This window comes from Shewanella sp. DNRA4, from assembly GCF_012843185.1.
Lineage (GTDB): Bacteria > Pseudomonadota > Gammaproteobacteria > Enterobacterales > Shewanellaceae > Shewanella > Shewanella xiamenensis.
In genome coordinates this window covers 276,057-300,888 of sequence record NZ_JABAIP010000001.1, presented here as the reverse complement: position 1 = coordinate 300,888, position 24,832 = coordinate 276,057, and the positions used below count along the sequence as shown (strand labels likewise).

The window sequence follows — 24,832 nt, the reverse complement described above, 5'->3', positions numbered from 1 at the left end:
GATTAAGATTTGGAGTTGTTACTCGAGCCCAGTAACTGGGCCCTGTTGGCTGTCATAGGCTTAGTTGCCGGCTTTATCGATGCCGTTGTTGGTGGTGGCGGTTTGCTCTCCATTCCCGCCCTGCTAACCCTTGGTCTCTCGCCTCACACCGCTTTAGGTACCAACAAATTTGCCGCCAGTTTTGGTTCCTCAATGGCTGCCTTTACCTATTACCGTCAACACTTACTCAAACCCGCTTTTTGGTATATGGCATTTGTCGCAACCTTTTTTGGCGCAGTTCTTGGCAGCGTATTGGTGTATTTGTTAAACGCGCAGTGGCTTGAAAAAGCCTTACCACTGCTCATTATTGGCATTGCAATTTACAGCTTGCTGAGCCCTAATGCCATCTCGGATACCGATTGTCAGACGCCGACAAAAGCCCAATCCAAGCTCAAGCAAAGCCTGCAAGGTTTATTACTAGGCATCTACGATGGTTTTGCTGGTCCCGGCATTGGCGCCTTTTGGACAGTGAGTTCAGGTTCATTATATAAATTACCTCTTTTGCATAGTTGCGCGCTCGCTAGAGCCATGACTTTTACCAGCAATTTGACGGCGCTGGCGATCTTTGGCTTTCTTGGGCAAGTCCATTGGCAAATTGGCCTGTGGATGGGACTGTGTATGATGCTCGGCTCCTTTATCGGCGCTCGCTGTGCGATAAAATTTGGTATGCCTTTTATTCGACCTTTATTTATATTAATTGTCCTATCAATTGCCGCTAATCTGGCGTGGAGCGCATGGTTTTGAACACTTCGCAGCTAATCAGCACGTTGAAAAATCAGCTAAAAACATTAGAGCAAGAAGTACTGCAACACGACAGTCATCTTGCACCGAGCCAACGCAAACTCCTACTAGATATTGAACGCTTTAACCAATCGCTGTTTATTCAAAATGGCGCCCAGTTGATGCCCTGTATTGAACAAATTCGAAGTAGTATCGGTCAGTTAGAGAAGCAAATCGCCCTAAAATTGGCACCGCAAACCATCGCCTTAAGCTGTGAACGTATTCAAGACCGCTTTACCGCGGTTAAACGGGCGCTACTGACGACCTCAATCGATATAAAGTCTAAAAATCAACAACGTGCCAGTAAGCGCGCACGTTTCGCCCAGCAACAAAACCAATCGCATCAAGCCAGCGGGTTTGCTTGGATCGCCAGCAATGTGTTACAAAATAGCCACGAAATCTATGCCGAACTGAATAAGCATCTGAATTGGGCGAAAAAATTTGAACAAAAAATTGCAGAAATGGAGTCAAAACTTGAAAACTGTCATAGTGCTGACAAAATCCGTTTGCAAAATGACATCCTTTTGATGCATCGTCGTTTGGGAAAATGCAGGCAAGCCATCAGTTATATCGAAGATCGCATTCAAGCATTCGAACGTCCGCATCAGAGCCATAATCGTTAAGGAGCAACAATGAAATCACTTTTGCCAATCAGCAGCCTGCTAATGCTACTCGGCTCTGCCTCAGCCTTTGCCGCAGATCTGAATATCCCTATGTCCTTCGAATACCTTGCCCTCGATGGCAAAAAAGTCGAGTCCAGCGTATTCAACCATAAAAGCAGCTTAGAGTTGGCGCCCGGCACCCACAAAATCGCCATTCGCTACCACGAAATGGTGGAAGACGATTTTAGTGACAGCCAAACCTTTGTTAAGTCATCTCCTTTTATTGTGACCTTAGAGGTTGATGGCGATCATCAATACTATTTACAAGCCGCTGAAGGCAAAGTCGTTAAAAAGCCTAAAGTGTTTGCCCAAAATCCCCAAGTCGTGTTAACCCGCTCCGACAAAGGTCAGGTTAATTACCAAGTGGCAAACACCGATATTGAAGAAGAAGGCTTTGTCTCTCGTCTCTTTAGCGGTAACCAAGCGGTAGATGTGTCAGGCACAGCAGCCGCAGTAACAGGCGCAGCAGGCACAGCAGCGGTGGTTGCCGCGCCAGCACCCACTTCGGCGCAGGCAACAGTTAAGGCAACCTCATTAACCGCTCCGGTTGATACTTCTAAAGCGGCTGGCGCAAATCCACAGCAGATGTTGCAATACTGGTGGTTACAAGCCGATGAGAAAACACGTAAAGAGTTTATGAGCTGGGCTATTTCACAACTCTAATCCAGATGATCCCATTGGTTTATCACGCCAGCTACTCCAAGCTGGCGTTACCCGCCCATCACCGCTTTCCCACAACCAAATACGCACGTCTTTATCAGTATCTTCTCGATAATCAACTGGCTGTTGCGGATCAATTTCATACTCCCTCGCCGATGACGGCTGAAGATGTAATGCAGGTGCATCAGCAAGATTATGTCGAACAATTTATTCAAGGTACCTTAGCCAACACGGCCTTAAGACGCATCGGCTTTCCATGGAGTCAAGCCTTGGTCGAGCGAACCTTGCACTCGGTATCGGGGACGAGTTTAACCGCAAGCTTGGCACTACAAACGGGTATCGCCCTTCACTTAACCGGCGGTTATCACCATGCACACTATGACTTTGGCAGTGGTTACTGTATTTTCAATGACTTGATTATCGCCGCCCGCAAACTTATCGCCGAGCAGCAACTGCATAAGGTATTGATTTTTGATTGTGACGTGCACCAAGGAGACGGCACTGCTACCCTCAGCCATAGGCATCAAGGCATTATCAGTTGTTCCATCCACTGCAAAGAGAATTTCCCCTGCCGTAAACAGCAGTCACACTATGATATTGAACTAACGAAAGGTGCAGATGATAGCGCCTATCAGGAAACCGTCGAACAGACTCTCGAGCTGCTTATTCGGCTCCATCAACCAGATTTAATCCTGTATGACGCTGGTGTTGATATTCATCAGGACGATGATTTAGGCCATTTACAGATCAGCCAACAAGGGCTCTATCAACGTGATGTTACTGTGCTCTCCATGGCAAAAGCGGCAAATATTCCTGTTGCTGCGGTAATTGGCGGCGGCTACAGCCGAGACGAACTACAATTAAGCCAAAGACATAGCCAACTTTTTATTGCAGCCAACCATTTGTGGTAACAAACTCAATAAAAATCATCATGGAGCACAGCGATGCAACTCGAAATCCGCAACTATTACGAAGTTCTCTTAATGGAAATGTTATCCGATGAAGGCCTGATGGATGAATTGCCGGAGGATTATTTAGCCGATCTCTGCTGTGTGACACTCAATCAACTGCCCGTGCGTTATATCCGCCATTTAGTCGACACTTATTTCTTTGAAGATTATGATGAATTACAGGAACTTAAACGCGAAATACAGGCTGCACTCGAAAAATCGCGAGCCTTTTTAAAACAGAATTTACAAAAAAGAATGCAGCAGGAAGAAGCCAACAGCTAAGTCTCGCCATAAGGAATTCAGATTAAAATAAAGAATCTTAGAACAGGATGGGGAAATTTGGAGGTTCCCCTAGAGCCTACACCCCGGCACACGAGTCGCTTGCTGCGGTTGCTCCCTTCCGGGCCTGGCCGAGTTCACAAGTTATCATTGCGGGGGGACCCTAGGGTCACCATAACTTCAAGTGGGTCACCAAAAGGATCATCACCGAACGACGCGGATTATCCCCTATGACCTTTATGGGATCAAGTGCTAATCCGCCCATTTGATAAATATCCGGTTTAACTGGACAATCTATAGGCAAACCTAAGTATTGAAAATGATAAAAGCCTGCAAAGCAGGCTTTTTATTCGCTAAAAGACGTCAAGCTAACGCAAATGACTCAAGACAATGCCAAGGCGTTACAGCTTAATCATATGACGATTTTGCTCAATCAGCTTAGCACCGATCCCTGAGACATTTGCTAACTCATCAATAGTCTTAAATTGCCCATTTTGAGTGCGATAATCGATGATTGCCTGCGCTTTAGCGGCACCAATCCCCTTTAGCAGTTGTAATTGTTCAGTTGAAGCGGTATTGATGTTGACTTGAGCTGCGTCTGGCAATGCTTGTTTAGCATCGCTTGCCATATTTTTGGCCTCAGTTTTCGCTTGGTTTTGCACCTTACTCGCTTCTTTTACCGGATCAGCTGCCATTACTGGCAAGGTTAACAGGGCAGAAAATGCAATAGCAGATACCATCGCAGGTAAACTAGGTTTTAGTTTCATAATGCTTCCTCTCTCTCCTTGATATTCGGCCTTTCGTCCAACTTCCGTGGCCTCCAATCAAACATAGACGAAGCTTTTATGAATTTCCAAACGCCAAAGTACAAATATTACCTCTGGCTTAAATATGTAACTTTAGAGCAATGAATTTACAGATAACAATGAAGAAAAAGGATGCGGTTAATGCATCCTTGTTATAAAAATTATCCATAACCAGCTAAACAATCGTTGCTAATGCCTGGCTTAAATCAGTAATAATATCGTCACAATCCTCCAAACCGACAGAAATTCTCAGCAGATTATCCCCAATGCCCGCAGCTGCCCGTGCATCAGGGGAATAAGGAGAGTGGGTCATTGAAGCCGGATGCTGAATAAGGGATTCCGCATCACCCAAACTAACCGCAATTGAAAATAATTTAAGCTTGCCAACAAACGCCATAGCCTGAGTAAAATCCGCAGCTAATTCAAAGGCGATCACCCCTCCTGCTCGCTGCATCTGATCACCAATAAATTGATGACCCGAATGGGATTTAAGCCCTGGATAGTACACTCGCGTCACAGCAGGGTGTTGCTCTAAAAACTCAGCAACCCGCTGGGCACTCTCGCAATGGCGCTGTAAGCGCACATCGAGGGTTTTAAGGCCTCGTAGAATAAGCCAAGCATCATGGGGTGAAATCACTGCACCGATATCCTTTAGGATTTCATACTTCACTCTGTGAAGTTGCTCTTCGCTGCCACAGACGACGCCCGCAATCACATCACCGTGACCATTTAAGTATTTAGTCGCGCTGTGCACCACTAAATCAATGCCTAGTGCAATCGGTTGCTGCAGTAGCGGCGTCATAAAAGTATTATCGACAATGCTAACTAATTGATGCCGCTTCGCAATATCGGCAATAGCTCTAAGATCAAACACCTGCAGATGAGGATTGACCGGCGTTTCACAAAAAATCACCCGAGTGTTCGGTTTGATTGACCGCTCAATTGCCACTAAATCGGTAAAGTCGACTAAGGTGACTTCGATGCCAAAACGGGCAAATTGGCAGGTCATAAGTGCAAAAGTGCACCCATATACCGCATTAGAAGCCACTAAATGATCACCCATCTGCAAATTAGCGAGCAGCGCCGCCGAAACCGCCCCCATACCTGACGCTGTTGCCGCCGCCGCTTCAGCCCCTTCTAAAATCGCCATTTTACGCTCAAGTTCGGCCACAGTTGGATTACCAAGACGGGTATAAATATAACCGGGCTCGTTACCCGCAAAACGCTCGCCACCTTGCTGCGCCGATTCAAATACAAAAGTTGCAGTTTGATAAAGTGGTGTGACTAACGAACCGAAGGCCTCTCGCTCATGTCCTGCATGGATGGCTTGGGTCGCCGTTTTCCACATCTTGCTCGATTCATCTTGCATTGCTTACTCCTTGTTATGCCATTACATCATTCGATTCTTGATTGATTGTTCGAGGAATGATGATTTGCTTGTGTTTTTAGTCCATATAGATAAGTTAATAAAACATTAGCCCTATCGAATAAGCACTAACATACCCTGCTGAACAGTTGAAACCAGTGCAACGGTGAAAATAGCAACAGAACCACTGTAACTAAGTTGTTACATTCAGGCGTTTGGGGCAGAACATCGGCGATAAAAAATGCGCTAATGACAGAGTCATTAGCGCATTAGCATTTAGCCTAAAGTGCACTCGCGGTTTTGTGCATTCGGCTATGTTATTTGTCTTTTGCCGTTGAGCTGTTTTTTAGCTCAGCAGCCTCTAATTGGCTCTTAAGCGCATCACGCCCATCTTTGGTCAATAACTTACCAGCAAACTGCTTAAGCTCAATCAACAACTCTTGATGAACTTTCGATAATTTGGGGCGCTGTCCTTCCCTAAAACCGATAGGCCGACACAGTGCCATGGCCTGATATCCTAGGCGCGCCGTTAACAAACCGCCCCCTAATCCTTGGGCAAGCCGCGCGGATAATTTACCGGTCATCTCGACCGACAGCAATTGAGTTCCTAAGTCCGTGACTAACTCACTGGTGCCCGCATAAATAATGTTAATCACTATGCTGCGAATGAGTTTAATCCGGCTCCAATAGCCTAACTCTATCCCATAACAGGCAGCGACATCACGCAGCATTCGCTGATTACGCCAAAGAATGATCGCCATATCCAATGCAGCAAGCGGGCTAGCAGCCAATAACACTGCTGATTCAGCCGCATATCGACACACGACTTTTTTGGCGAGTTCATCCCGCTCCGTTAGGACTAAGTCCTCAAATAACAGCACTTTTTCGGCATCGTTATGTTCATCTTTTAACGAGTGACGCAGCCGTTGTAATCCTTGGCTATCGGGGTAATGCCGTACAATATTATCGATAAAGCTATCGGCCTCACCCATTTGCATACTGAGGGCAAGCCTTGCACCTGTATCCTGGGTATCGGCAACCTGTTTTAAGCGTTTTAATTTTTGGTACTCGCTAACAGCACCGACTATAGCCCAGCTCCCGACTAAACCAAGCACCACACCATAAAAACTAAATAGCCAAGGACTGGCAACCCAAGCATCCCGCAAACCAAGGCCTGTTTGCACTAGCGTGAGTAGTATTAATGCCATTAGTGATAAGCGTGCCAACCAAGACCAGCGGCGAGATTGATGTAATTTAGGGCGTATGGATGTCACATCTAAAACCTGCGGTTGGGCCGCTAACGTCTCTTCAACAACGTCATCAATCGCCTTTATCGGGGTTTGTGGCGCAAACATTTGCGCACTTTTGAACTCATCTGTTACAGACTGTAGTTTGACCTGTTCAGCATCAAATACTTGCTGCTTTTTAAGCGCTTGAGTTGTAATCGGAGCGACAGACTGCTCCGACTCATTTATTTGCGACTCAGTTGAATGTGGTAACGGGTCTTTTCTCATGCCAGTTTATCCCCTACAAGATACTGCAGAAGGTGATCAAGACGGATATGGTCAAAATGCACCGAAGATGGATCAAGATTACGGTTATCCGGCGGTGCAAAACCGAAAAAGTTAAAGCCTTGCTCACGCCAAAAAGTGGACTCAGGTAAGCGAGTGGGCACTTCGCCGGGAAACAGTGTCAGGGCTTGGCCATTCAATCCTGTGCCCTGCACGACTTCCACATCCCCATCTTGAGTGGTCACCATACCGTGGCGCGTAGCCTTAATCGCACTAATGGCCATGGTTTCGACTTTACAACCATCAAAACTAGCAAAGTGCTGACTGTGCTTGAGCATATCCGTTAACAGCGACAACACATGACTTTGTTGATCCCGCGTGACATGGTCAACCTTACTGGCGGCAAAGAGCAAACGGTCAATCCGCGGCGCAAAAAGCCGACGTAAATAACTGGATTGTCCGTATTGAAAACTCTCCATAATGGCATTTAGCGCCGCGCCCATATCTTCAAATTGTGATTTGCCACGATTTAACGCACTGAAGCAATCAACGAGCACTACCTGACGATCAAAACCTGCGAAATGTTGTTTATAAAAAGGTTTAACAACCTTAGCGACATACTCTTGATAGCGCTTTTCCAGCACATGAAAAGCACAGTGTTTATCACTTTGTTTAAAGTTGCTCCACTGAGCATCAGTCACAGATAACAGCGGGAAAAACGCCAGCAGCGGCGCACCTTGCCACTCACCGGGTAATAACATCCGCCCCGGTTGCGCTTGGTAATACCCCTGCACATGCACTAAATCCTGTAATAGCTGCTGATATTGATCGGCAAGCCGTTTCAGTTCCGATTCATCGGCCATCGCCGCTAAATTGAGTGCATTTAACGACGTTTCAAATCCAGCGTATAACGGTGAACTCTTTAAAACCGCAAGCCGTTGCTGCTGGGCAGTACACCACTCAATATAGTTTTGGCGCAGCATAGGTAAATCTAAAAGCCACTCCCCTGGATAATCCACAATATCTAAATATAGCGTTGCGGTATCGGCAAACTTGGCGAGTAATCCCTTTTGCGGCCGATATTTAATCGCTAGACGCAACTCTGAAATGGTGCGAGTCGACGCCGGCCAGGTCGGAGGATTCGAAGTCAGCGCTAACATAGCGCCCTGATAATCAAAACTCGCGATTTCAAGATCTGGCTGCATCGCGCGCTTAACCCCAAGCAGACGTTGTTCACGGCTCACCTGCCAAAGAGGCAAACCATGTTGGCGAGAATGCGATGCAGATGATGCTGCACCGCTATTGAGTAATTGATTGACTAACCCTGTAATAAAGGCTGTTTTTCCCGCTCCCGATAACCCTGTTACCGCAAGGCGCAAATGCCTATCGGCCGTTCGATGGAGGAGGGATTGGCTCTTTTGCGTGATTTTGTGGAGCGATACATCAAGCATTCCCATAAGGATTTCCCTAAATGTTGAATGAGATAACTATATACTGGAATCAACGGGAGATAACACTGGAATCAACCAAAGATTAAACAACAAGGGCGGACATGGCCGCCCTTTCGAGGGATTACAAACTATTGATTTGTCTTTTTAAATCAAAATTATCAGAAGTGACATGGCGCTCAAGGTTTTGCAATCTCACCTCTAGACTCCTAAACTGACGATTCACATCGCTTAGCGCCTGTTTAGCTGGCTCTCCCGACTGCCAAGGCTTCTTCTTCACTTCAATGTCATCCCTAACAGAGCTATTTTGAGGTTTGATATCGAGTATCACCCATAACGCCACATAGATGATAAAGACAACACCCGAACCACCTAATAGAAAGATAGAAACAGCAAGTACGCGTACTAACCAAGTTTCAATCGCAAAGTACTCAGCAATCCCTGCACACACTCCGGCGATTTTACCTGACTGGGGAATACGGTACAAAGTTCGACCATTAGATCCTCTCATGTTTTCCCCTCCATTCAGGCGATTCAGAATCGAGAATCGCCTCTAAGGTTTCGATACGCGCAGCCATTTTATCGGCTTTCGCAATCAAGTCATTCAGCTGTGAAAACTCTTCCTCAGTGAGTCCCTGGCTCACTTGTCGCTTACTGCGATAATGAAGAACTAACCATATAGGCGCCACCACTATCATAAAGATGATAATCGGAGCCATTAGTATGTCCATATCCATAACTCACCTCTAAAATGTTATTCTTTTGACTTTGTGGGAGCTTTGCCTTTTACTTTTGCCTTGAGCGCTTCCAACTCAGCATTGACTGAATCTTCAGCTTCTAATGCCGCAAACTCATCAGCTAAGGTTTTTTTGCTGCCAAGATCGTAGGATTCAACCTGCGCTTCTAATCCTTCAACACGGCGCTCATATTGCTCAAACTTAAGCATGGCATTATCAATTTTGCTTGAGTCTAACTGCTTTTTCACTTCTAAACGTGATGACGCAGTTTGAGTGCGCAAAATAATGGTCTTTTGGCGCGCTTTTGCATCTAACAGTTTTTCCTGCAGCAGGCTCACTTCGTCTTTTAAACGAGCGATATGCTCATCCAGCACTGCCAACTCTTGGTTTAAAGTATCCACTAAACCCGCCGCTTTTTGTTTTTCAACTAAAGCTGCTTTGGCTAAATCTTCACGGTCCTTTGAAAGTGCCAGTTCCGCTTTATCCTGCCAATCCTGAACTTGCTCCTCGACTCGGCTGATACGGCGATGCAATTCTTTCTTTTCAGCCAATACCTTAGCTGAGGTTGAACGCACTTCTACCAGTGTATCTTCCATTTCTTGGATGATCAGGCGAACCATTTTTTCAGGGTCTTCGGCTTTGTCGAGTAATGCGCTGATATTAGAGTTAATGATATCGGCGAAACGAGAGAAAATACCCATAATGCTATCCTCAAATTGATGTTGGTCTCGCTTAAGGTAATACACTAACTGTGCCAACTTTTATTTATTATTTAAATTCAATTAGATAAACAAAATTTTAACTTTTCCTTTATTTTACAGCGCAAGCCACTTATTATGATTTTCACCAAAATTTAGCGTTAAAGACTAAAAAATATCGTGGATAATAAATTTCAGCAAGACAATCTAATCGGTCAATCAAACGCCCTACTTGAAGTATTAGAGCACGTCTCACAAATCGCTCCGTTATCAAAACCTGTACTGATCATTGGTGAACGAGGCACAGGTAAAGAGCTGATTGCCGAACGCCTACATTATCTGTCTAAGCGCTGGGATCAAAATTTTATTAAGCTAAATTGTTCATCTTTGAGCGAAAACTTGCTTGAAAGTGAATTGTTTGGCCACGAATCTGGTGCATTTACTGGTGCCAAAGGTAAACACGAAGGCCGTTTTGAACGGGCTGATGGTGGAACACTGTTTCTTGACGAGTTAGCCAATACTTCTGGATTGATTCAAGAAAAACTACTGCGCGTTATCGAGTACGGTGAATTTGAACGTGTCGGTGGCAGTAAAACCATTCAAGCGGATGTGCGCCTTATCTGCGCCGCCAACGAAGATTTACCCTCACTGGCCGAGGCCGGTGAATTTCGGGCCGACTTACTCGATCGTTTAGCCTTCGATGTGATCACACTGCCGCCACTACGTTGTCGTCCAGAAGATATCATGACATTAGCCGAATACTTTGCTGTGGGAATGGCTCGGCAACTCAAGCTCGAACTCTTTAGTGGCTTTAGTGCAAATGCCATCGAGCAGCTCATGAGTCATGACTGGCCCGGTAATATTCGTGAACTTAAAAACGTAGTTGAGCGAAGTGTTTACCGTAATTGCGGTGAAAATCGTCCCATCGAGCACATTATTCTCGACCCTTTCGCCTCCCCGTACCGGCCGACAACTCGGGTGCGCACTCTTGAGCGTCAGGTGGTGCCCACACCGCACTCAACCATCATAAGCCCTCCCACCGTTACGGCAAAAACCGATATTGATGTAATTGCACCTAGTGAAGCGCCGTTAAATGACTTTAGTTTTCCATTAGACTTTAAAGAACAAACCGAGCGTTATGAGATGGAGCTTATTCAGCAAGCCTTATCGGCGAGCCAATATAATCAAAAGAAGACCGCTGAAATCTTGGGGTTAAGTTATCATCAGCTACGCGGCATTCTAAAAAAATACAATTTGCTCGATAAAGCATAAGCTGATTGCCCATGGGCGAGATGCACTGCTAAAATAGTCGTTCATAGTCGATAAAATAATGATTTATAAATGAGTGTGCTAATTAGACGCCTGTGCCTAGCAACTGCGGTATTCTGCATGAGTGGGTTGTTGGTTGCATGTGGCCCCCAACGACTTCCTTCTGGTTTGGTCTATTGTTCCGAAGGGAATCCCGAGTCTTTTAATCCGCAATTGGTGACCTCAGGCACAACCATCGACGCCACTTCACACCTAATCTATAGCCGCTTAGTAGACTATGACGCGCTCTCTGGTCAGTTGGTTCCGGCCTTGGCAACCAGTTGGGCTGAAAGTGATGATGGTCTTAGTTATCGTTTTACGCTCAGGGAGAATGTTAAGTTTCAGCACTCTTCCCGTTTTACGCCAAGTCGCTCCTTTAACGCCGACGACGTACTGTTTTCCTTCAATCGAATTATCAATAAGCATCACCCTTACCATGGTGTGTCACGCACCGGTTATCCCTTTTTTCAAAGCATTGGTTTTTCTGAACAAGTTAAAAGTGTTGAAAAAATCAATGACTATGAAGTCATTTTTCGCTTAGCCCGTAAGGATGCTTCATTTTTATCGAATTTAGCGACTGACTTTGCCGTTATTCTCTCCAGTGAGTACGCCGAACAACAGCTTGCACTAGGTCACCCGGAAAATGTTGACCATTTTGCCATTGGTACAGGGCCTTTTACTTTAGTGCATTACGCCAAAAACGAATATATTCGCTATCGCCGTAATCCGGATTTTTGGGGAGAACCCGCCAATGTCGAGATGTTGGTCTATGATATCACCCCTAAAAGCACCGTGAGATTAGCAAAGTTAATCGCGGGTGACTGCAGTGTTTCAGCCCTGCCCAAAGCAGGGGAACTTCCCGTTATTAAGCAACATGAACAGCTCAATATCGAATCACAACCCGGCCTTAACGTAGCATTTTGGGCATTTAACACTCAAAAAGCGCCATTAAATGATGTTCGAGTTCGCCGCGCGCTCGCCCATGCGGTGGATAAACAAAATATCTTACGTGCTGTGTATCAAAACACCGCAATAGAGGCGATAGGCGTACTTCCACCAGCCTCTTGGGCCTACGACAGCAATAAGAAGCTACTCGATTATAACCCCCAAAAAGCCAGAGACCTGCTAAAAGAGGCAGGTATTAACAATCTCAGCATCGATATTTGGGCAATGCCTGTTGCGAGAGCTTATAATCCTAATGCACTGAAAACAGCTGAGTTAATCCAATCTGATTTGGCCAATATCGGCGTTAAAGTCAACATCATCAGTTACGACTGGAGTGTCTTTACCCAAAGATTAAGTCGAGATGAATACGATTCAGTGCTCATCGGCTGGAACGCCGATAACAGTGATCCCGATAACTTTTTCACGCCACTGCTTAGCTGCGCGTCGATGCAATCAAACAACAACCGCTCTCGCTGGTGCAATAAACAGTTTGATGCCATTCTAGACAGAGCAAGAGAAGTCTCAACACAAGCAGATCGCAAGCAAATTTATCAAGAAGCCGAAGCATTCATCGCCGAGCAAGTACCAATGCTGAGTTTGGCTCATGCCAAACGGGTCGCTTTAACGCGTAATAATGTACATACTATGCAACTCACGCCTTTTGGCGGCATTTCCTTTACAAAAACCAGCCAAACCACACAGGAGACTAACTGATGTTAAGATACCTGTTACGGCGCCTCAATTTATTCCTAGCGACTTCACTCGTCATGATTGGTGTCCTATTTTATGCAACAGGTTTGTTCCCCATTGAACGCACCTTTGCCCTCACAGGAATACATTCACCATCGGCAGCTCAGCTTAGCCAAATCGAACAAGACTATAAGTTAGATAGCAACAAGGCGTTGCAGTTTATTGCTTATTTGCAGCAAAGGCTGAGTGGTAACTTAGGGGTTTCAGTGACTTCCCATCAAAGCGTTGCAGAGGAGTTAAGTACCGTACTCCCCGCCTCCTTCGAGCTCGCAGTCATGGCCGCGGTAATCGCCATTGGTTTAGGCGTGCCTTTGGGCGTTTTGGCTTCACAAAGTCAGCATAAACTCACCCAAAATACCATTATGGCTATTACTCTTACGGGTTACTCTGTTCCAGTCTTTTGGTTGGGACTGTATTTATCGCTTTGGTTTGGTGTCGATCTCGGTTGGTTGCCAATATCGGGGCAACTCAATCTTTTATATGAGATAAAACCCGTCACTGGTTTTATGCTGGTCGATATCCTACTTTCTGATTCGGAGTATCGCATATCGGCGTTTAAGGATGCACTGCTACACATTATTCTGCCAGCGACAACGCTCGCAGTGCTGCCTTTTACTGTGGTAGTACGTAGCACACGTTCTGCAATGATGAATGTGATGAACCAAACCTTTATCCGCGCAGCCGAAGCCAGAGGCATGCACACCAATACCATTATTTTACGCCATGCCTTACCCAACGCGCTTATCCCTGTATTAAAGCACTTAGGTTTAATGCTAGGTGCCTTTGCTAGCTATGCTATTGTTGTTGAAGTGATATTTTCATGGCCAGGTGTAGGCTCTTGGTTAGTATCAGGAATTTATCAGCGGGATTACACGGTTATTCAAGGTGGAATATTGGCTGTCGCCTTGCTGATCATCTTTTTAAGTATTTTGATTGAAGTGCTACATACCGTCTTCAATCCATTAAGCAGAAAAGATCTTTATGCCTCCAGTTAAAATTTATCAGGAAGATCAAATTGCTTCCCCAATGATGCGGGTCTGGCAAAATTTTTCGGCAAACCCTTTTGCCTTAGCGGGATTGTGGACCATTATTTTTCTGCTGCTGCTCACCCTCTTTGGTCCAATGATTGCGCCTTTCGCACCAGAGGCTCAAGATCCACGCGCCCTATTGTTACCTCCCTCTTGGGATCCTTCCGGCACTGTGGCGCATTTTTTAGGCACCGACGATCTTGGCCGGGATATTTTTAGCCGCTTGCTACATGGCGCGCATTTAACCTTTGGCATGGCATTAATGATTGTCGGTACAGCTCTGTTTACTGGATTTATCATCGGCTCACTTTCCGGCATGATGCGTGGATTAAAGTCTAGTATTTTGGGCCATTTGCTCGATGCATTGCTGTCAATCCCTTCGCTTCTGATGGCGATTTTAGTGGTTGCCGTTATGGGGCCAGGACTTGAAAACGTGTTTTGGGCCGTGGGCATTGCCTTGACGCCACAGTTTGTCCGCTCTATTCATCAATCGGTCCATGAAGAATTACAAAAAGAATATGTTACCGCTGCCCGTTTGGATGGAGCCAATTCAATGCAGATTTTTTGGTATGTGATCATGCCAAACGTCTGGGAAGTAGTGATTATTCAAACCACGTTAGCCATTTCTGCCGCGATTTTAGATATTGCTGCCCTCGGCTTTTTAAGTCTTGGTGCTCAAGCCCCTAGCCCAGAATGGGGCGCTATGGTGGCGCAAGGCATGGATAATTTATTGACCGCACCTTGGACTGTAACTATTCCAGGGCTGGCGATTCTCTTTAGTGTGCTTGCCATAAACTTGGTAGGCGATGGCTTGAGATCGGCGCTTGCGCCCATCAGAAACTAACCTATGCCATTACTCGACGTTAGAAACCTGACTATTGAACTCGACACGCCCCACGGCAAAGTGCGGGCTCTTGAGAAAGTAAGCTTGACCTTGAATGCGGGTGAAATCCACGGCCTAGTGGGTGAATCCGGCTCGGGCCGAAGTCTACTCGCCAGAGCCATTCTAGGTATCCCTGGCCCCAACTGGACCATTACTGCCGACCGCATGATGTGGGATGGTAATAATCTGATGGCCATGACCTCGAAGGAGCGCCGTAATCTGATGGGCTCAGATATGGCGATGATCTTCCAAGACCCATCAGGCAGCCTTGATCCTTCGCAAACCGTGGGTAGCCAGCTGATGCAGGCCATGCCTAAGAATCCTAAAGCTTATTTTTGGCAAAAGCATAAACATGCCAAACTCACGGCGCAGAAATGGCTACACAAAGTTGGCATTAAAAATCCGCAAAAAGTCATGTCCAGCTATGCATGGGAATTATCCGAAGGCGAATGCCAAAAAGTGATGATCGCCATGGCAATTGCCAACCAGCCTAGATTATTGATTGCAGATGAGCCGACAAACTCGATGGAGCTGAGTACTCAGGCACAGATATTTCGCCTACTATCACAGCTTAACCAACTGCAAAATGTGTCAATTTTAATCATCAGTCATGAGCTTGAGACCCTCGCCCAATGGTGCGATCACTTATCGGTACTCTATTGCGGCCAAGTGATGGAGTCAGGACCGACGGATGAATTAATTAATCAGCCCTATCATCCTTACACTAAGGCACTCTTGGATAATATGCCGGATTATTCGGGGATAGAGGCGCACAAGGCAATTATGCCAACACTGCCAGGCTCGGCGCCAGCACTCCAACATCTCCCCATTGGTTGTCGCTTAGGGCCAAGATGTCCTGAGGCGCAAAAGAAATGTGTTAATCAGCCAAGTTTGAGTCATTCAAGAGACCGCTACTTTGCCTGCCATTTCCCTTACCACGGTGAAACGACAAATGACGACTCCACTGCTTAAAGTTAACGATCTCTTTAAAAGGTATGATACTGGTTATAAAGGCTTTACCCGCCAATATAACGATGCCCTCGCGCCAGTCTCTTTTGAACTCAATCGCGGTGAGACCTTAGCCATCGTGGGTGAAGCTGGCTCAGGTAAAAGTACTCTTGCACGTATTTTAGTGGGCGCAGAACCGCGCAGCGGCGGTGAAATTTACTTCGAAGGCGAAGCCTTAGACAGCCGCAATATCAAACAACGCTGCCGCCTTATTCGGATGATTTTTCAAGATCCTAATACCTCGCTCAACCCAAGGCTCACCATTGGTCAATTACTCGATGAACCATTGCGCTTTAACACTCAGCTATCTGCCAAAGAGCGTAATTCTCAAGTAATTGAGACATTAAGGAAAGTCGGTTTATTACCTGAACATTCTGACTTTTATCCGCATATGATTTCTGAAGGCCAAAAACAGCGGGTTGCCGTGGCGCGGGCGCTAATGCTCAACCCCAAAATCATTATCGCCGATGAAGCGTTGACCGCTTTAGATCTGTCCGTACGCTCGCAAATCCTCAATTTGCTACTGAAATTGCAAAAAGACTTAGGATTGTCATATATTTTTGTGTCCCATAACCTCAATATTATTCGCCATGTTAGCGATAAAATTATGGTTCTTCATAAAGGCGTTATGGTTGAGAAAGCTCCCACAGAACAGATATTTAATTCACCGCAGCACGAATATACCCAAAGGCTTATTCAGGAGCAGAGCCTGTTTGTTCATAAGCGTTAAACTGCTCCAACCACTTAAATATTCAGGCAAATTGGCTAAAAATAGATGCCATTTAATCGCCGAAGTATTTATCCTATTGGTCATTTTGATAGAAGAAGCTTAAACATGATTATCAAACCCAAAATTCGTGGATTCATTTGTACCACTACTCATCCCGTTGGTTGCGAAGCTAACGTTCAAGAACAAATTGCATTAACCAAAGCGAAGGGCAAAATCGCCAACGGGCCTAAAAAAGTCCTCGTTGTTGGTTCATCAAGTGGTTATGGCCTGTCTTCACGCATTGCCGCCGCCTTTGGTAGCGATGCAGCAACTATTGGTGTGTTCTTCGAAAAACCAGGTACAGAAGCTAAGCCAGGTACTGCTGGCTGGTACAACTCTGCCGCTTTCGACAAGTTTGCCAAAGCGGAAGGCTTATATTCCAAGAGCATCAACTGCGATGCCTTTAGCCATGAAGCTAAACAAAAAGTCATTGAGCTAATCAAGCAAGATTTAGGTCAAGTGGATATGGTGGTGTATTCATTAGCATCACCTGTGCGCAAACTGCCAGATTCTGGCGAACTAGTACGCTCTGCGCTCAAACCAATTGGTGAAACTTACACTGCAACAGCGGTAGACACTAATAAAGACTGCATTATCGAAGCCACTGTCGAACCTGCGACAGAGCAAGAAATTGCCGATACAGTAACAGTGATGGGCGGTCAAGATTGGGAATTGTGGATTAACGCGCTCGCCGAGGCTGGCGTATTGAGCGACAACTGCAAAACCGTTGCCTATAGCTATATCGGTACTGAGTTAACTTGGCCAATCTACTGGCATGGCGCATTAGGTAAAGCCAAAATGGACTTAGACCGTGCTGCAAAAGCCTTAAACGATAAGCTCTCAGTGACAGGCGGTAGCGCCAACGTTGCCGTGCTCAAAAGCGTTGTCACTCAAGCCAGCTCAGCCATCCCAGTGATGCCACTGTATATTGCAATGGTGTTTAAGAAGATGCGCCAAGAAGGTCTGCATGAAGGCTGTATGGAGCAAATCTATCGCATGTTCAGCGAGCGTCTGTTCCGTGCCGATGGTGCAAAACCTGAGACCGATAGCGATAACCGTCTGCGTTTAGACGATTGGGAATTGCGTGAAGATATCCAGCAGCATTGCCGTGATCTGTGGCCACAAGTGACCACTGAAAATCTATCAGAGCTGACCGATTATCAAGAATATAAAGCCGAGTTTATTAAACTTTTCGGCTTTGGTATTGAAGGCATCGACTACGACGCTGATGTGAATCCGTACGTTGAGTTCGATGTGATCGAGCTGTAATCGTCACGATTACAGCTTGCTTTTAAACGCCACCCTCGGGTGGCGTTTTTATTTGCTGCAAACCCATGACAATAGGCTAGAATAGCATGACCATTCAACACTAAATAAGGATAAAGAATGAAGATCAGTGCACGTAATACCCTAAGTGGCACTATTACCGCAATCGAAATTGGCTCTGTAAACAACGAAGTCACTATCGAACTGGCACCGGGCGTAGTGTTAACCTCCGTCGTAACTAAAGCCTCCTGTGAGCGTTTAAACTTGAAGGAGGGTGATTCGGCTTACGCACTCATTAAAGCCAGCAGCGTGATGATTGGCGTGGATGATTAAGCTGCTGAAATAGCGCCCATATCGTTTGATAACGCACAAACAAAAAGGCCAAGTAAACACACTTGGCCTTTTCTATTTGATTAGCAAAACACTTTATATTTGCTTGCGAATATAAGGGATAGACTGAGTTATCCCTTATCACCATTAACCTTCTACAGGGTAATGGATTTTTGCATTCGCTTTCAGTGACTCGATCAGACCGCGGTAATCCGCTTCGCTGTATTGTGCATTTAGGCGTTGTTTTAGTGCATTGACTAACTCATCACTAATAGACTCAGCCGCGTTCACTTTGTCCAGTGCAATCACAGCATAGCCATTTGCTAAAGCGACAGTATCAACCACAGGTGCGGCACTCGGCGTTGGCATTTGGAAGGTTTTTGTCACAATGGCCGCGTCTAAATCCTGTGCACCACGCCCCAATTTAGCCTTAGCGATTAAGCTCACATCAGCAGCGCCAGCTTTCACTTGCGCCATTAACTCTTCTGCTTTAGCACGTGCTGCTGCGTTCGCTTGATCTTGCTTTAAACGCTCTGCGATGTCGGCCTTCACTTCGGCTAATGGCATAGTGCCCGCATCGTGATGTTCTTTCATGCGAATAACCACTACGTGATTCGGTTCAAGCTCAATCACTTCACTATTTAGCCCTTGGCGCATCACTGAGTCTGAAAATGCAGCTTTTACTACATCAGGCTTGTTCAGTGCCGCTGGCACATCATCACGTGAAAATAGCGGCGTTGTCTTAATCTCAACACCCACCACTTTTGCGGTTTCGGCTAAGGTATCAGGCACTTCGTAACTGGTATCGGCCAATTTGCTCTGCAAGCTATAGAATTGATCTACCGCTTTTTTCTCTTGTAACTGAGCAATAATCTTAGTTTTAACGTCGGCAAAGGGCACTGTGGTACCAGGCTGAACGTCTAACAGTTTGATGATGTGGAAACCAAAATCTGTTTTGACGACTGTTGAGTGTTGGCCTTTTTGCAGAGCAAAAAGCGCAGCATCGAATGAGGGGTCCATCACACCGGGCTCAAACCAGTCTAATTTACCGCCCTGCTCCGCACTTAACGTGTCTTCAGAATTGGCTTTGGCTAACTCAGCAAAATCAGCACCGTTATCTAACTGCTTGGCTAAATCTTCAGCCTTGGCTTTCGCTGCGGCTTCATCGCTACCTGGACCAATCAGAATGTGCGCGGCTAAACGTTTCTCGTTAGACACATATTGCGTCTTATGCTCATCGTAGTAAGCCTGAGCTTCTTCTTCGGTCACTTTGCTGTCTTTGGCAAAATCAGCCGCGTTTAACTCAACATATTCTAAACTCACCTTCTCTGGGCTCATAAACTGGCCCTGGTTGGCGTCATAGTAGTTTTTTACTTGCTCGTCTGTCACAGAGGCATTGGCAAGGTATGGCGCAGAGTCCACCACTAAATAACGAATGTCGCGAGTTTGGCCTTGCAGCTCAGCTAATTGTTTAGCTTCACCGGGTAACACAAATTCAGTGCCCACTAACGCCGCTGTTAACTGACGACGAGTCATATCGACACGCATCATGCTTCTAAAGGTTTGTGGTTGATAACCTAACTGACGCAAAATAGCCTGATAACGGTCGTTATCAAATTTACCGTCAGTTTGGAAAGCGGGTTCAGATTTAATCGCTGCAATAATTTGTTCGTCAGAAACACGTAATCCCATCGCAGCGGCAGCTTGATCGATCAGTTTGTCTGCCACTAGACGCTCGAGAACACTCTGCTTAATGCTTTCTAGGTATCTTTCGTCCGCAGATAGGGCAGCAAACATTTCGCCCAGTTGTTGTTCCATACGAGCGCGTTCGCTCTGGTAGGCTTGTTCTAACTCGGCTTTAGTGATCTTGTCACCGTTGACTTCTGCGGCAGGTACATCGGAAGTTGAGCCTAAATAGCTACTCACCCCTGCAAATGCAAAAGATAAAATCACAAGTACGAGAATGCCTTTAGCAATCACGCCTTGCGAACCATCGCGGATCTTTTCTAACATCAGATATCTCGTTCGTTGCGATTAACAAAATAAAAAGGCGCATCAGCTTGAGATGCGCCTTTCTGTAATTAATAGGGATTATTCAGACGCTACCACTGGTAAGTGCTAAAACCCCGAGTAATGGTAGAAATTGACCTTCAAAATCCATTACTTTCAATTCGTAAAAAGCACTGTTTAAACAGTGCTTATCATTACGAACGCCTTACAAAGGCTGCGATATCAAAAATTAATTGACAGCGTCTTTCAGAGCTTTACCCGCTTTAAAAGCTGGGATCTTTGCTGCTGCGATTTTGATTTCTTCACCCGTTTGTGGGTTGCGGCCAGTGCGTTCAGCGCGCTCACGCACTTCAAAAGTACCAAAACCAACAAGAGAAATTTTATCGCCTTCTTTCAAACCTTCAGTCACAGCTGCGATAAAAGAATCCAGTGCACGGCCGGCAGCGGCTTTAGAAATGTCAGCACCAGAAGCGATTTTCTCGATTAGTTCAGATTTGTTCATGTCATCCCCTTGAATGTAATTTTTTTGCGCCGCAACCAAATCCGTCTCTAGAGCGGTCTGCGGAGGCTTTTATAACAAGCTTGAATTCAAAGTTCAAGCTGAGTTCGAAAACCAAAGAAATAAAACTAGATACAGCTCAAAGCCAGTTGCCCCAAGGGCTTGGAGCAGCTGGCTCTCCACTGACCTAGGCTACCACAGGTCTGCGCTTTGTTAAGCCCCTTTTTTCATTTTTTTTAACGTCATAGCGCATTTTCTTGCGTTATGCCAAGTTTTTAACCACTTCGAAGCCTTCAACGGGTCTTTCTAGCGCCAGTTTTAACACTTCGTCGACCCAACGCACAGGGCGAATTTCTAAATCGGCAATAACATTGGCAGGAATTTCTTCCAGATCGCGCTCATTTTCTTTTGGAATAAGCACCAATTTAATGCCACCGCGATGTGCTGCCAGCAGTTTTTCTTTTAAACCACCGATAGGTAACACTTCACCGCGTAAGGTAATTTCACCCGTCATCGCCACATCGGCGCGCACAGGGTTACCAGTGAGGCTAGAAACAAGCGCAGTACACATTGCAGCACCTGCGGATGGACCATCCTTAGGCGTTGCCCCTTCTGGCACGTGAACATGGATATCACGCTTCTCATAAAAGTCGCCGTTGATACCTAATTGTTCCGCACGGGCGCGAACAACTGTCATTGCCGCTTGAATCGACTCTTGCATCACATCGCCAAGTGAGCCAGTGTAGGTCAACTTGCCTTTGCCGGGCACTGAAGTCGCTTCAATGGTGAGCAAATCACCACCCACTTCAGTCCAAGCCAACCCTGTGACTTGACCGATTTGGTTGTTCGATTCCGCCTTGCCATAGTCAAAACGCTGCACACCGAGGAAAGACTTGAGATTATCCGCGGTGACTGTAACTGACTTGATGGATTTATCCAGCAGGATCATTTTTACGACCTTACGGCAAATCTTCGACAACTCACGTTCTAGCGCCCGCACACCCGCTTCACGAGTATAGTAGCGGATGATGCCGACTATCGCACTGTCTTCGATATGAATTTCATTCGCTTTAAGGCCGTTACGCTCGATTTGCTTCGTCAATAAATGCTGCTTAGCAATATTGAGCTTCTCATCTTCGGTGTAACCCGACAGGCGAATAACTTCCATACGGTCCAGCAATGGGCCAGGAATATTCATCGAGTTCGAGGTCGCCACGAACATCACATCGGATAAGTCGTAATCGACTTCGAGGTAATGGTCGTTAAAGGTCGCGTTTTGTTCAGGATCAAGCACCTCTAACAGTGCTGACGCTGGGTCGCCACGCATATCCGAGCTCATTTTGTCGATTTCATCCAGCAGGAATAAGGGGTTTTTCACGCCCACTTTGGCCATTTTTTGGATGATTTTACCTGGCATAGAGCCAATGTAGGTGCGGCGATGTCCGCGAATTTCCGCTTCATCACGCACGCCGCCTAAGGCAACACGCACATACTTACGACCCGTCGCCTTGGCAATCGATTGACCGAGTGAGGTTTTACCTACACCTGGTGGTCCAACTAAACACAGGATTGGCCCTTTCAGTTGACGTACACGGCTCTGCACCGCCAAGTATTCCAGAATACGGTCTTTGACCTTTTCCAAACCATAGTGGTCAGTATCCAATACTTCTTGGGCTTTCGCTAAATCACGTTTGATTTTAGAGCGTTGACTCCAAGGCACGGACGTCATCCAATCCACATAGCTACGAACCACGGTCGCTTCGGCAGACATCGGCGACATCATACGTAATTTGTTCAGTTCAGCGACCGCCTTTTCTTTGGCATCGCTTGGCATATTGGCTTCTTCAATCTTACGATTTAAGACTTCAAATTCGTCATGGCCTTCGTCTAAGTCACCCAATTCTTTTTGGATGGCTTTCATTTGCTCGTTCAGATAGTACTCACGTTGGCTCTTTTCCATCTGCTTTTTAACGCGGGTGCGGATGCGTTTTTCAACCTGTAACAGGTCAATTTCCGACTCCATCATCGCCATTAAATATTCAAGACGTTCGCCAATATTGGTCATCTCAAGGACAGATTGTTTGTCCTCAAGCTTAAGCGGCATGTGAGCCGCCATCGTGTCTGCAAGGCGTGCCGCTTCATCGATACCTGAAAGCGAGGTTAAAACCTCTGGCGGGATCTTCTTGTTGAGCTTGATATAGCCTTCAAATTGGCCAATCGCGCTACGAACCAAGACTTCCTCTTCTTTGTCTTCTAAAGGCTCAGATTCGAGATATTCAGCCTTAGCCACAAAGAAATCTGCTTCTTGGGTATAACGCGTAATACGGGCGCGGCGACCACCTTCGACCAGCACCTTGACTGTACCGTCTGGTAGTTTCAGCAGTTGCAGAATAGATGCCACTGTACCAACGTCAAAGATATCGTCTTTGGTCGGCTCATCTAACTCAGCATCACGCTGAGCAACTAAAATAATTTGCTTATCCTGGGCCATTGCCGTTTCGAGACAACGAATCGATTTTTCTCGGCCAACGAACAACGGAATTACCATATGGGGATAGACCACCACATCTCTCAGTGGCAGCACGGGGAGTTCGATATGCGCTTCACGCTCTAAGGTCATAGTTCGATTCCGTTTAAATAAAAGGGATTTGTTAAGGAGTATATTGGGGCGGTTTAGGCCCTTTCAATGGTCAATACGAAAAAAGGAGCCCATTGGACTCCTTGATTTTCAGTTTATTAGCTATCTGTACAATTATTGTTCGCCAGAAGCCGCCTGTGCTTCATTGCGCTCATAAATCAGAATCGGTGCAGACTCACCATTAACCACTGACTCATCGACAACCGCTTTCACTACACCTTCTATAGATGGGATATCATACATAGTATCAAGTAAGATACCTTCTACGATGGAGCGTAAACCACGGGCACCTGTTTTACGTGACATGGCTTTATGGGCAATCGCTTTAAGTGCATCTTCGCGAAACTCTAATTCGACCCCTTCCATCTCAAACAGTGCGTTGTACTGCTTAGTTAAGGCATTTTTAGGCTCAGACAGAATTTGCACTAATGCATCTTCATCCAATTCAGTTAGTGTAGCAACGACAGGTAGACGGCCGATAAACTCGGGGATCAAGCCGTATTTAACTAAATCGCCTGGCTCAACTTGAGACAGGGTTTCAGATATCGTTGCTTTATCTTTTTCGCCTTTAACTTGCGCACCAAAACCGATACCCGAACCAACATGAGCACGTTGTTCAATCACCTTTTCAAGACCCGCAAATGCACCACCACAGATAAACAGGATCTTAGAGGTATCAACCTGTAAAAACTCTTGCTGTGGATGCTTACGCCCACCTTGGGGTGGAACCGCGGCAACCGTACCTTCGATAAGTTTCAGCAGCGCTTGCTGTACGCCTTCACCCGATACATCACGGGTAATCGATGGGTTATCTGATTTACGGCTGATTTTGTCGATTTCGTCGATATAGACAATACCGCGCTGCGCTTTCTCAACATCGTAATCGCACTTTTGCAGCAGCTTTTGAATGATGTTTTCAACGTCTTCACCTACATAACCGGCTTCAGTTAAAGTGGTTGCGTCTGCCATAGTAAATGGGACATTCAATGAGCGCGCGAGCGTTTCGGCCAGCAGTGTTTTACCGCTGCCCGTTGGACCAATCAGCAGAATGTTACTCTTGCCCAATTCCACCCCATCTTTAGGGGATGAATTTCTCAGACGTTTATAGTGATTGTATACCGCAACAGAAAGGACTTTTTTAGCTCTGTCCTGCCCAATGACATAATCATCTAAATGTGCACGCAACTCATGTGGCGTGGGTAATTTATCATTATCACGCTTGGGGGAGATTTCTTTAATCTCTTCACGAATAATGTCATTACATAACTCGACACATTCGTCGCATACATATACTGATGGGCCTGCAATCAGTTTTCTGACTTCATGCTGGCTCTTACCGCAAAAAGAGCAGTACAGCAATTTACCGCTGTCACCATTATTTTTGTTGTCGCCCATTAATTACCTCATTTGCAGTCTGCTCTACTGCTTATCTTAAACTTGTTCACTTTAAACTCAGCGTTGC

24 protein-coding genes and 1 other RNA gene are annotated in these 24,832 nt (G+C 46.0%); 13 read left to right on the top strand and 12 right to left on the bottom strand.

Features of this window, described 5'->3' with window-relative positions; translation table 11 throughout:
• Positions 1-9 precede the first annotated feature (9 nt).
• From HG547_RS01280 to HG547_RS01260, 5 genes are read left to right on the top strand one after another with little or no spacing between them, the layout of a single operon-like run.
• On the top strand, positions 10-783 hold the full coding sequence (locus tag HG547_RS01280) for a TSUP family transporter (protein ID WP_169546660.1): 774 nt from the start codon (positions 10-12) through the stop codon (positions 781-783).
• On the top strand, positions 774-1,442 hold the full coding sequence (locus HG547_RS01275) for a primosomal replication protein (protein ID WP_170919380.1): 669 nt from the start codon (positions 774-776) through the stop codon (positions 1,440-1,442). The genes HG547_RS01280 and HG547_RS01275 overlap by 10 nt, the downstream gene beginning before the upstream one ends.
• Positions 1,443-1,451: 9 nt before the next feature.
• Entirely contained in the window at positions 1,452-2,144 is a 693-nt protein-coding gene (locus HG547_RS01270; protein WP_169546657.1) for a DUF2057 domain-containing protein, read from the top strand.
• Between the two features lie 5 nt (positions 2,145-2,149).
• Entirely contained in the window at positions 2,150-3,052 is a 903-nt protein-coding gene (locus tag HG547_RS01265; protein ID WP_211164505.1) for a histone deacetylase, read from the top strand.
• A 33-nt stretch (positions 3,053-3,085) separates the two neighbouring features.
• On the top strand, positions 3,086-3,373 hold the full coding sequence (locus HG547_RS01260) for a late competence development ComFB family protein (RefSeq protein ID WP_037417243.1): 288 nt from the start codon (positions 3,086-3,088) through the stop codon (positions 3,371-3,373).
• A gap of 66 nt (positions 3,374-3,439) precedes the next feature.
• Here HG547_RS01260 and ffs read toward each other — a convergent pair.
• The 8 genes from ffs to pspA form a co-directional block, all read right to left on the bottom strand.
• An RNA gene (ffs, locus tag HG547_RS01255) (signal recognition particle sRNA small type) lies at positions 3,440-3,537 on the bottom strand.
• A 234-nt stretch (positions 3,538-3,771) separates the two neighbouring features.
• Entirely contained in the window at positions 3,772-4,137 is a 366-nt protein-coding gene (locus tag HG547_RS01250; protein ID WP_037417240.1) for a ComEA family DNA-binding protein, read from the bottom strand.
• A 214-nt stretch (positions 4,138-4,351) separates the two neighbouring features.
• A complete protein-coding gene (megL, locus tag HG547_RS01245; protein WP_169546655.1) occupies positions 4,352-5,545 on the bottom strand; it encodes a methionine gamma-lyase in 1,194 nt (397 codons plus the stop codon).
• Positions 5,546-5,859: 314 nt separating this feature from the next.
• Positions 5,860-7,056 (bottom strand): TIGR01620 family protein, encoded by a 1,197-nt coding sequence (locus HG547_RS01240; RefSeq protein ID WP_169546652.1) that lies wholly within the window; start codon positions 7,054-7,056, stop codon positions 5,860-5,862.
• Positions 7,053-8,510, bottom strand: coding sequence for a YcjX family protein (locus tag HG547_RS01235; protein ID WP_169546650.1), 1,458 nt, complete (start codon positions 8,508-8,510; stop codon positions 7,053-7,055). The genes HG547_RS01240 and HG547_RS01235 overlap by 4 nt, the downstream gene beginning before the upstream one ends.
• A gap of 115 nt (positions 8,511-8,625) precedes the next feature.
• A complete protein-coding gene (gene pspC / locus HG547_RS01230; protein ID WP_047539490.1) occupies positions 8,626-9,012 on the bottom strand; it encodes an envelope stress response membrane protein PspC in 387 nt (128 codons plus the stop codon).
• A complete protein-coding gene (pspB, locus tag HG547_RS01225) occupies positions 8,999-9,238 on the bottom strand; it encodes an envelope stress response membrane protein PspB (protein WP_086024023.1) in 240 nt (79 codons plus the stop codon). Before pspB ends, pspC begins: the two co-directional genes overlap by 14 nt.
• Before the next feature lie 17 nt (positions 9,239-9,255).
• Positions 9,256-9,939 (bottom strand): phage shock protein PspA, encoded by a 684-nt coding sequence (pspA, locus tag HG547_RS01220; protein ID WP_011071928.1) that lies wholly within the window; start codon positions 9,937-9,939, stop codon positions 9,256-9,258.
• A gap of 177 nt (positions 9,940-10,116) precedes the next feature.
• On the opposite strand from pspA, the gene pspF reads away from it, so the two are divergent.
• The 8 genes from pspF (at position 10,117) to HG547_RS01180 (ending at position 18,226) form a co-directional block, all read left to right on the top strand.
• Entirely contained in the window at positions 10,117-11,208 is a 1,092-nt protein-coding gene (gene pspF, locus HG547_RS01215) for a phage shock protein operon transcriptional activator (protein WP_037428146.1), read from the top strand.
• Positions 11,209-11,277: 69 nt separating this feature from the next.
• Positions 11,278-12,903, top strand: coding sequence for an ABC transporter substrate-binding protein (locus HG547_RS01210; RefSeq protein WP_169546648.1), 1,626 nt, complete (start codon positions 11,278-11,280; stop codon positions 12,901-12,903).
• Complete coding sequence (locus HG547_RS01205) at positions 12,903-13,934, top strand: ABC transporter permease subunit (protein ID WP_037417220.1); 1,032 nt, start codon at positions 12,903-12,905, stop codon at positions 13,932-13,934. The genes HG547_RS01210 and HG547_RS01205 overlap by 1 nt, the downstream gene beginning before the upstream one ends.
• Positions 13,921-14,811: an ABC transporter permease subunit gene (locus tag HG547_RS01200; protein ID WP_037417217.1), complete on the top strand. Its 891-nt coding sequence runs from the start codon at positions 13,921-13,923 to the stop codon at positions 14,809-14,811. The genes HG547_RS01205 and HG547_RS01200 overlap by 14 nt, the downstream gene beginning before the upstream one ends.
• Positions 14,812-14,814: 3 nt before the next feature.
• Positions 14,815-15,822 carry an oligopeptide/dipeptide ABC transporter ATP-binding protein gene (locus tag HG547_RS01195; RefSeq protein ID WP_037417214.1) on the top strand — a complete coding sequence of 336 codons (1,008 nt, stop codon included), beginning with the start codon at positions 14,815-14,817 and terminating at the stop codon, positions 15,820-15,822.
• Complete coding sequence (locus HG547_RS01190; protein WP_037417209.1) at positions 15,803-16,588, top strand: ATP-binding cassette domain-containing protein; 786 nt, start codon at positions 15,803-15,805, stop codon at positions 16,586-16,588. Before HG547_RS01195 ends, HG547_RS01190 begins: the two co-directional genes overlap by 20 nt.
• 105 nt (positions 16,589-16,693) lie before the next feature.
• Positions 16,694-17,896, top strand: coding sequence for an enoyl-ACP reductase FabV (gene fabV, locus HG547_RS01185; RefSeq protein WP_037428157.1), 1,203 nt, complete (start codon positions 16,694-16,696; stop codon positions 17,894-17,896).
• A 117-nt stretch (positions 17,897-18,013) separates the two neighbouring features.
• A complete protein-coding gene (locus HG547_RS01180) occupies positions 18,014-18,226 on the top strand; it encodes a molybdopterin-binding protein (protein ID WP_099457903.1) in 213 nt (70 codons plus the stop codon).
• 144 nt (positions 18,227-18,370) lie between these two features.
• Here the strand turns inward: HG547_RS01180 and ppiD are convergent, their stop codons facing one another.
• From ppiD to clpX, 4 genes are all read right to left on the bottom strand, one after another.
• Positions 18,371-20,236: a peptidylprolyl isomerase gene (gene ppiD / locus HG547_RS01175; RefSeq protein WP_169546646.1), complete on the bottom strand. Its 1,866-nt coding sequence runs from the start codon at positions 20,234-20,236 to the stop codon at positions 18,371-18,373.
• A gap of 226 nt (positions 20,237-20,462) precedes the next feature.
• Positions 20,463-20,735: a nucleoid-associated protein HU-beta gene (hupB, locus tag HG547_RS01170; RefSeq protein ID WP_006081127.1), complete on the bottom strand. Its 273-nt coding sequence runs from the start codon at positions 20,733-20,735 to the stop codon at positions 20,463-20,465.
• Between the two features lie 259 nt (positions 20,736-20,994).
• Positions 20,995-23,352 carry an endopeptidase La gene (gene lon, locus HG547_RS01165; protein ID WP_037428151.1) on the bottom strand — a complete coding sequence of 786 codons (2,358 nt, stop codon included), beginning with the start codon at positions 23,350-23,352 and terminating at the stop codon, positions 20,995-20,997.
• 132 nt (positions 23,353-23,484) lie between these two features.
• The gene (gene clpX / locus HG547_RS01160) at positions 23,485-24,765 is read right to left on the bottom strand and encodes an ATP-dependent protease ATP-binding subunit ClpX (RefSeq protein ID WP_037417195.1); all 1,281 of its coding nucleotides are present in this window, start codon (positions 24,763-24,765) and stop codon (positions 23,485-23,487) included.
• Positions 24,766-24,832 lie beyond the last annotated feature (67 nt).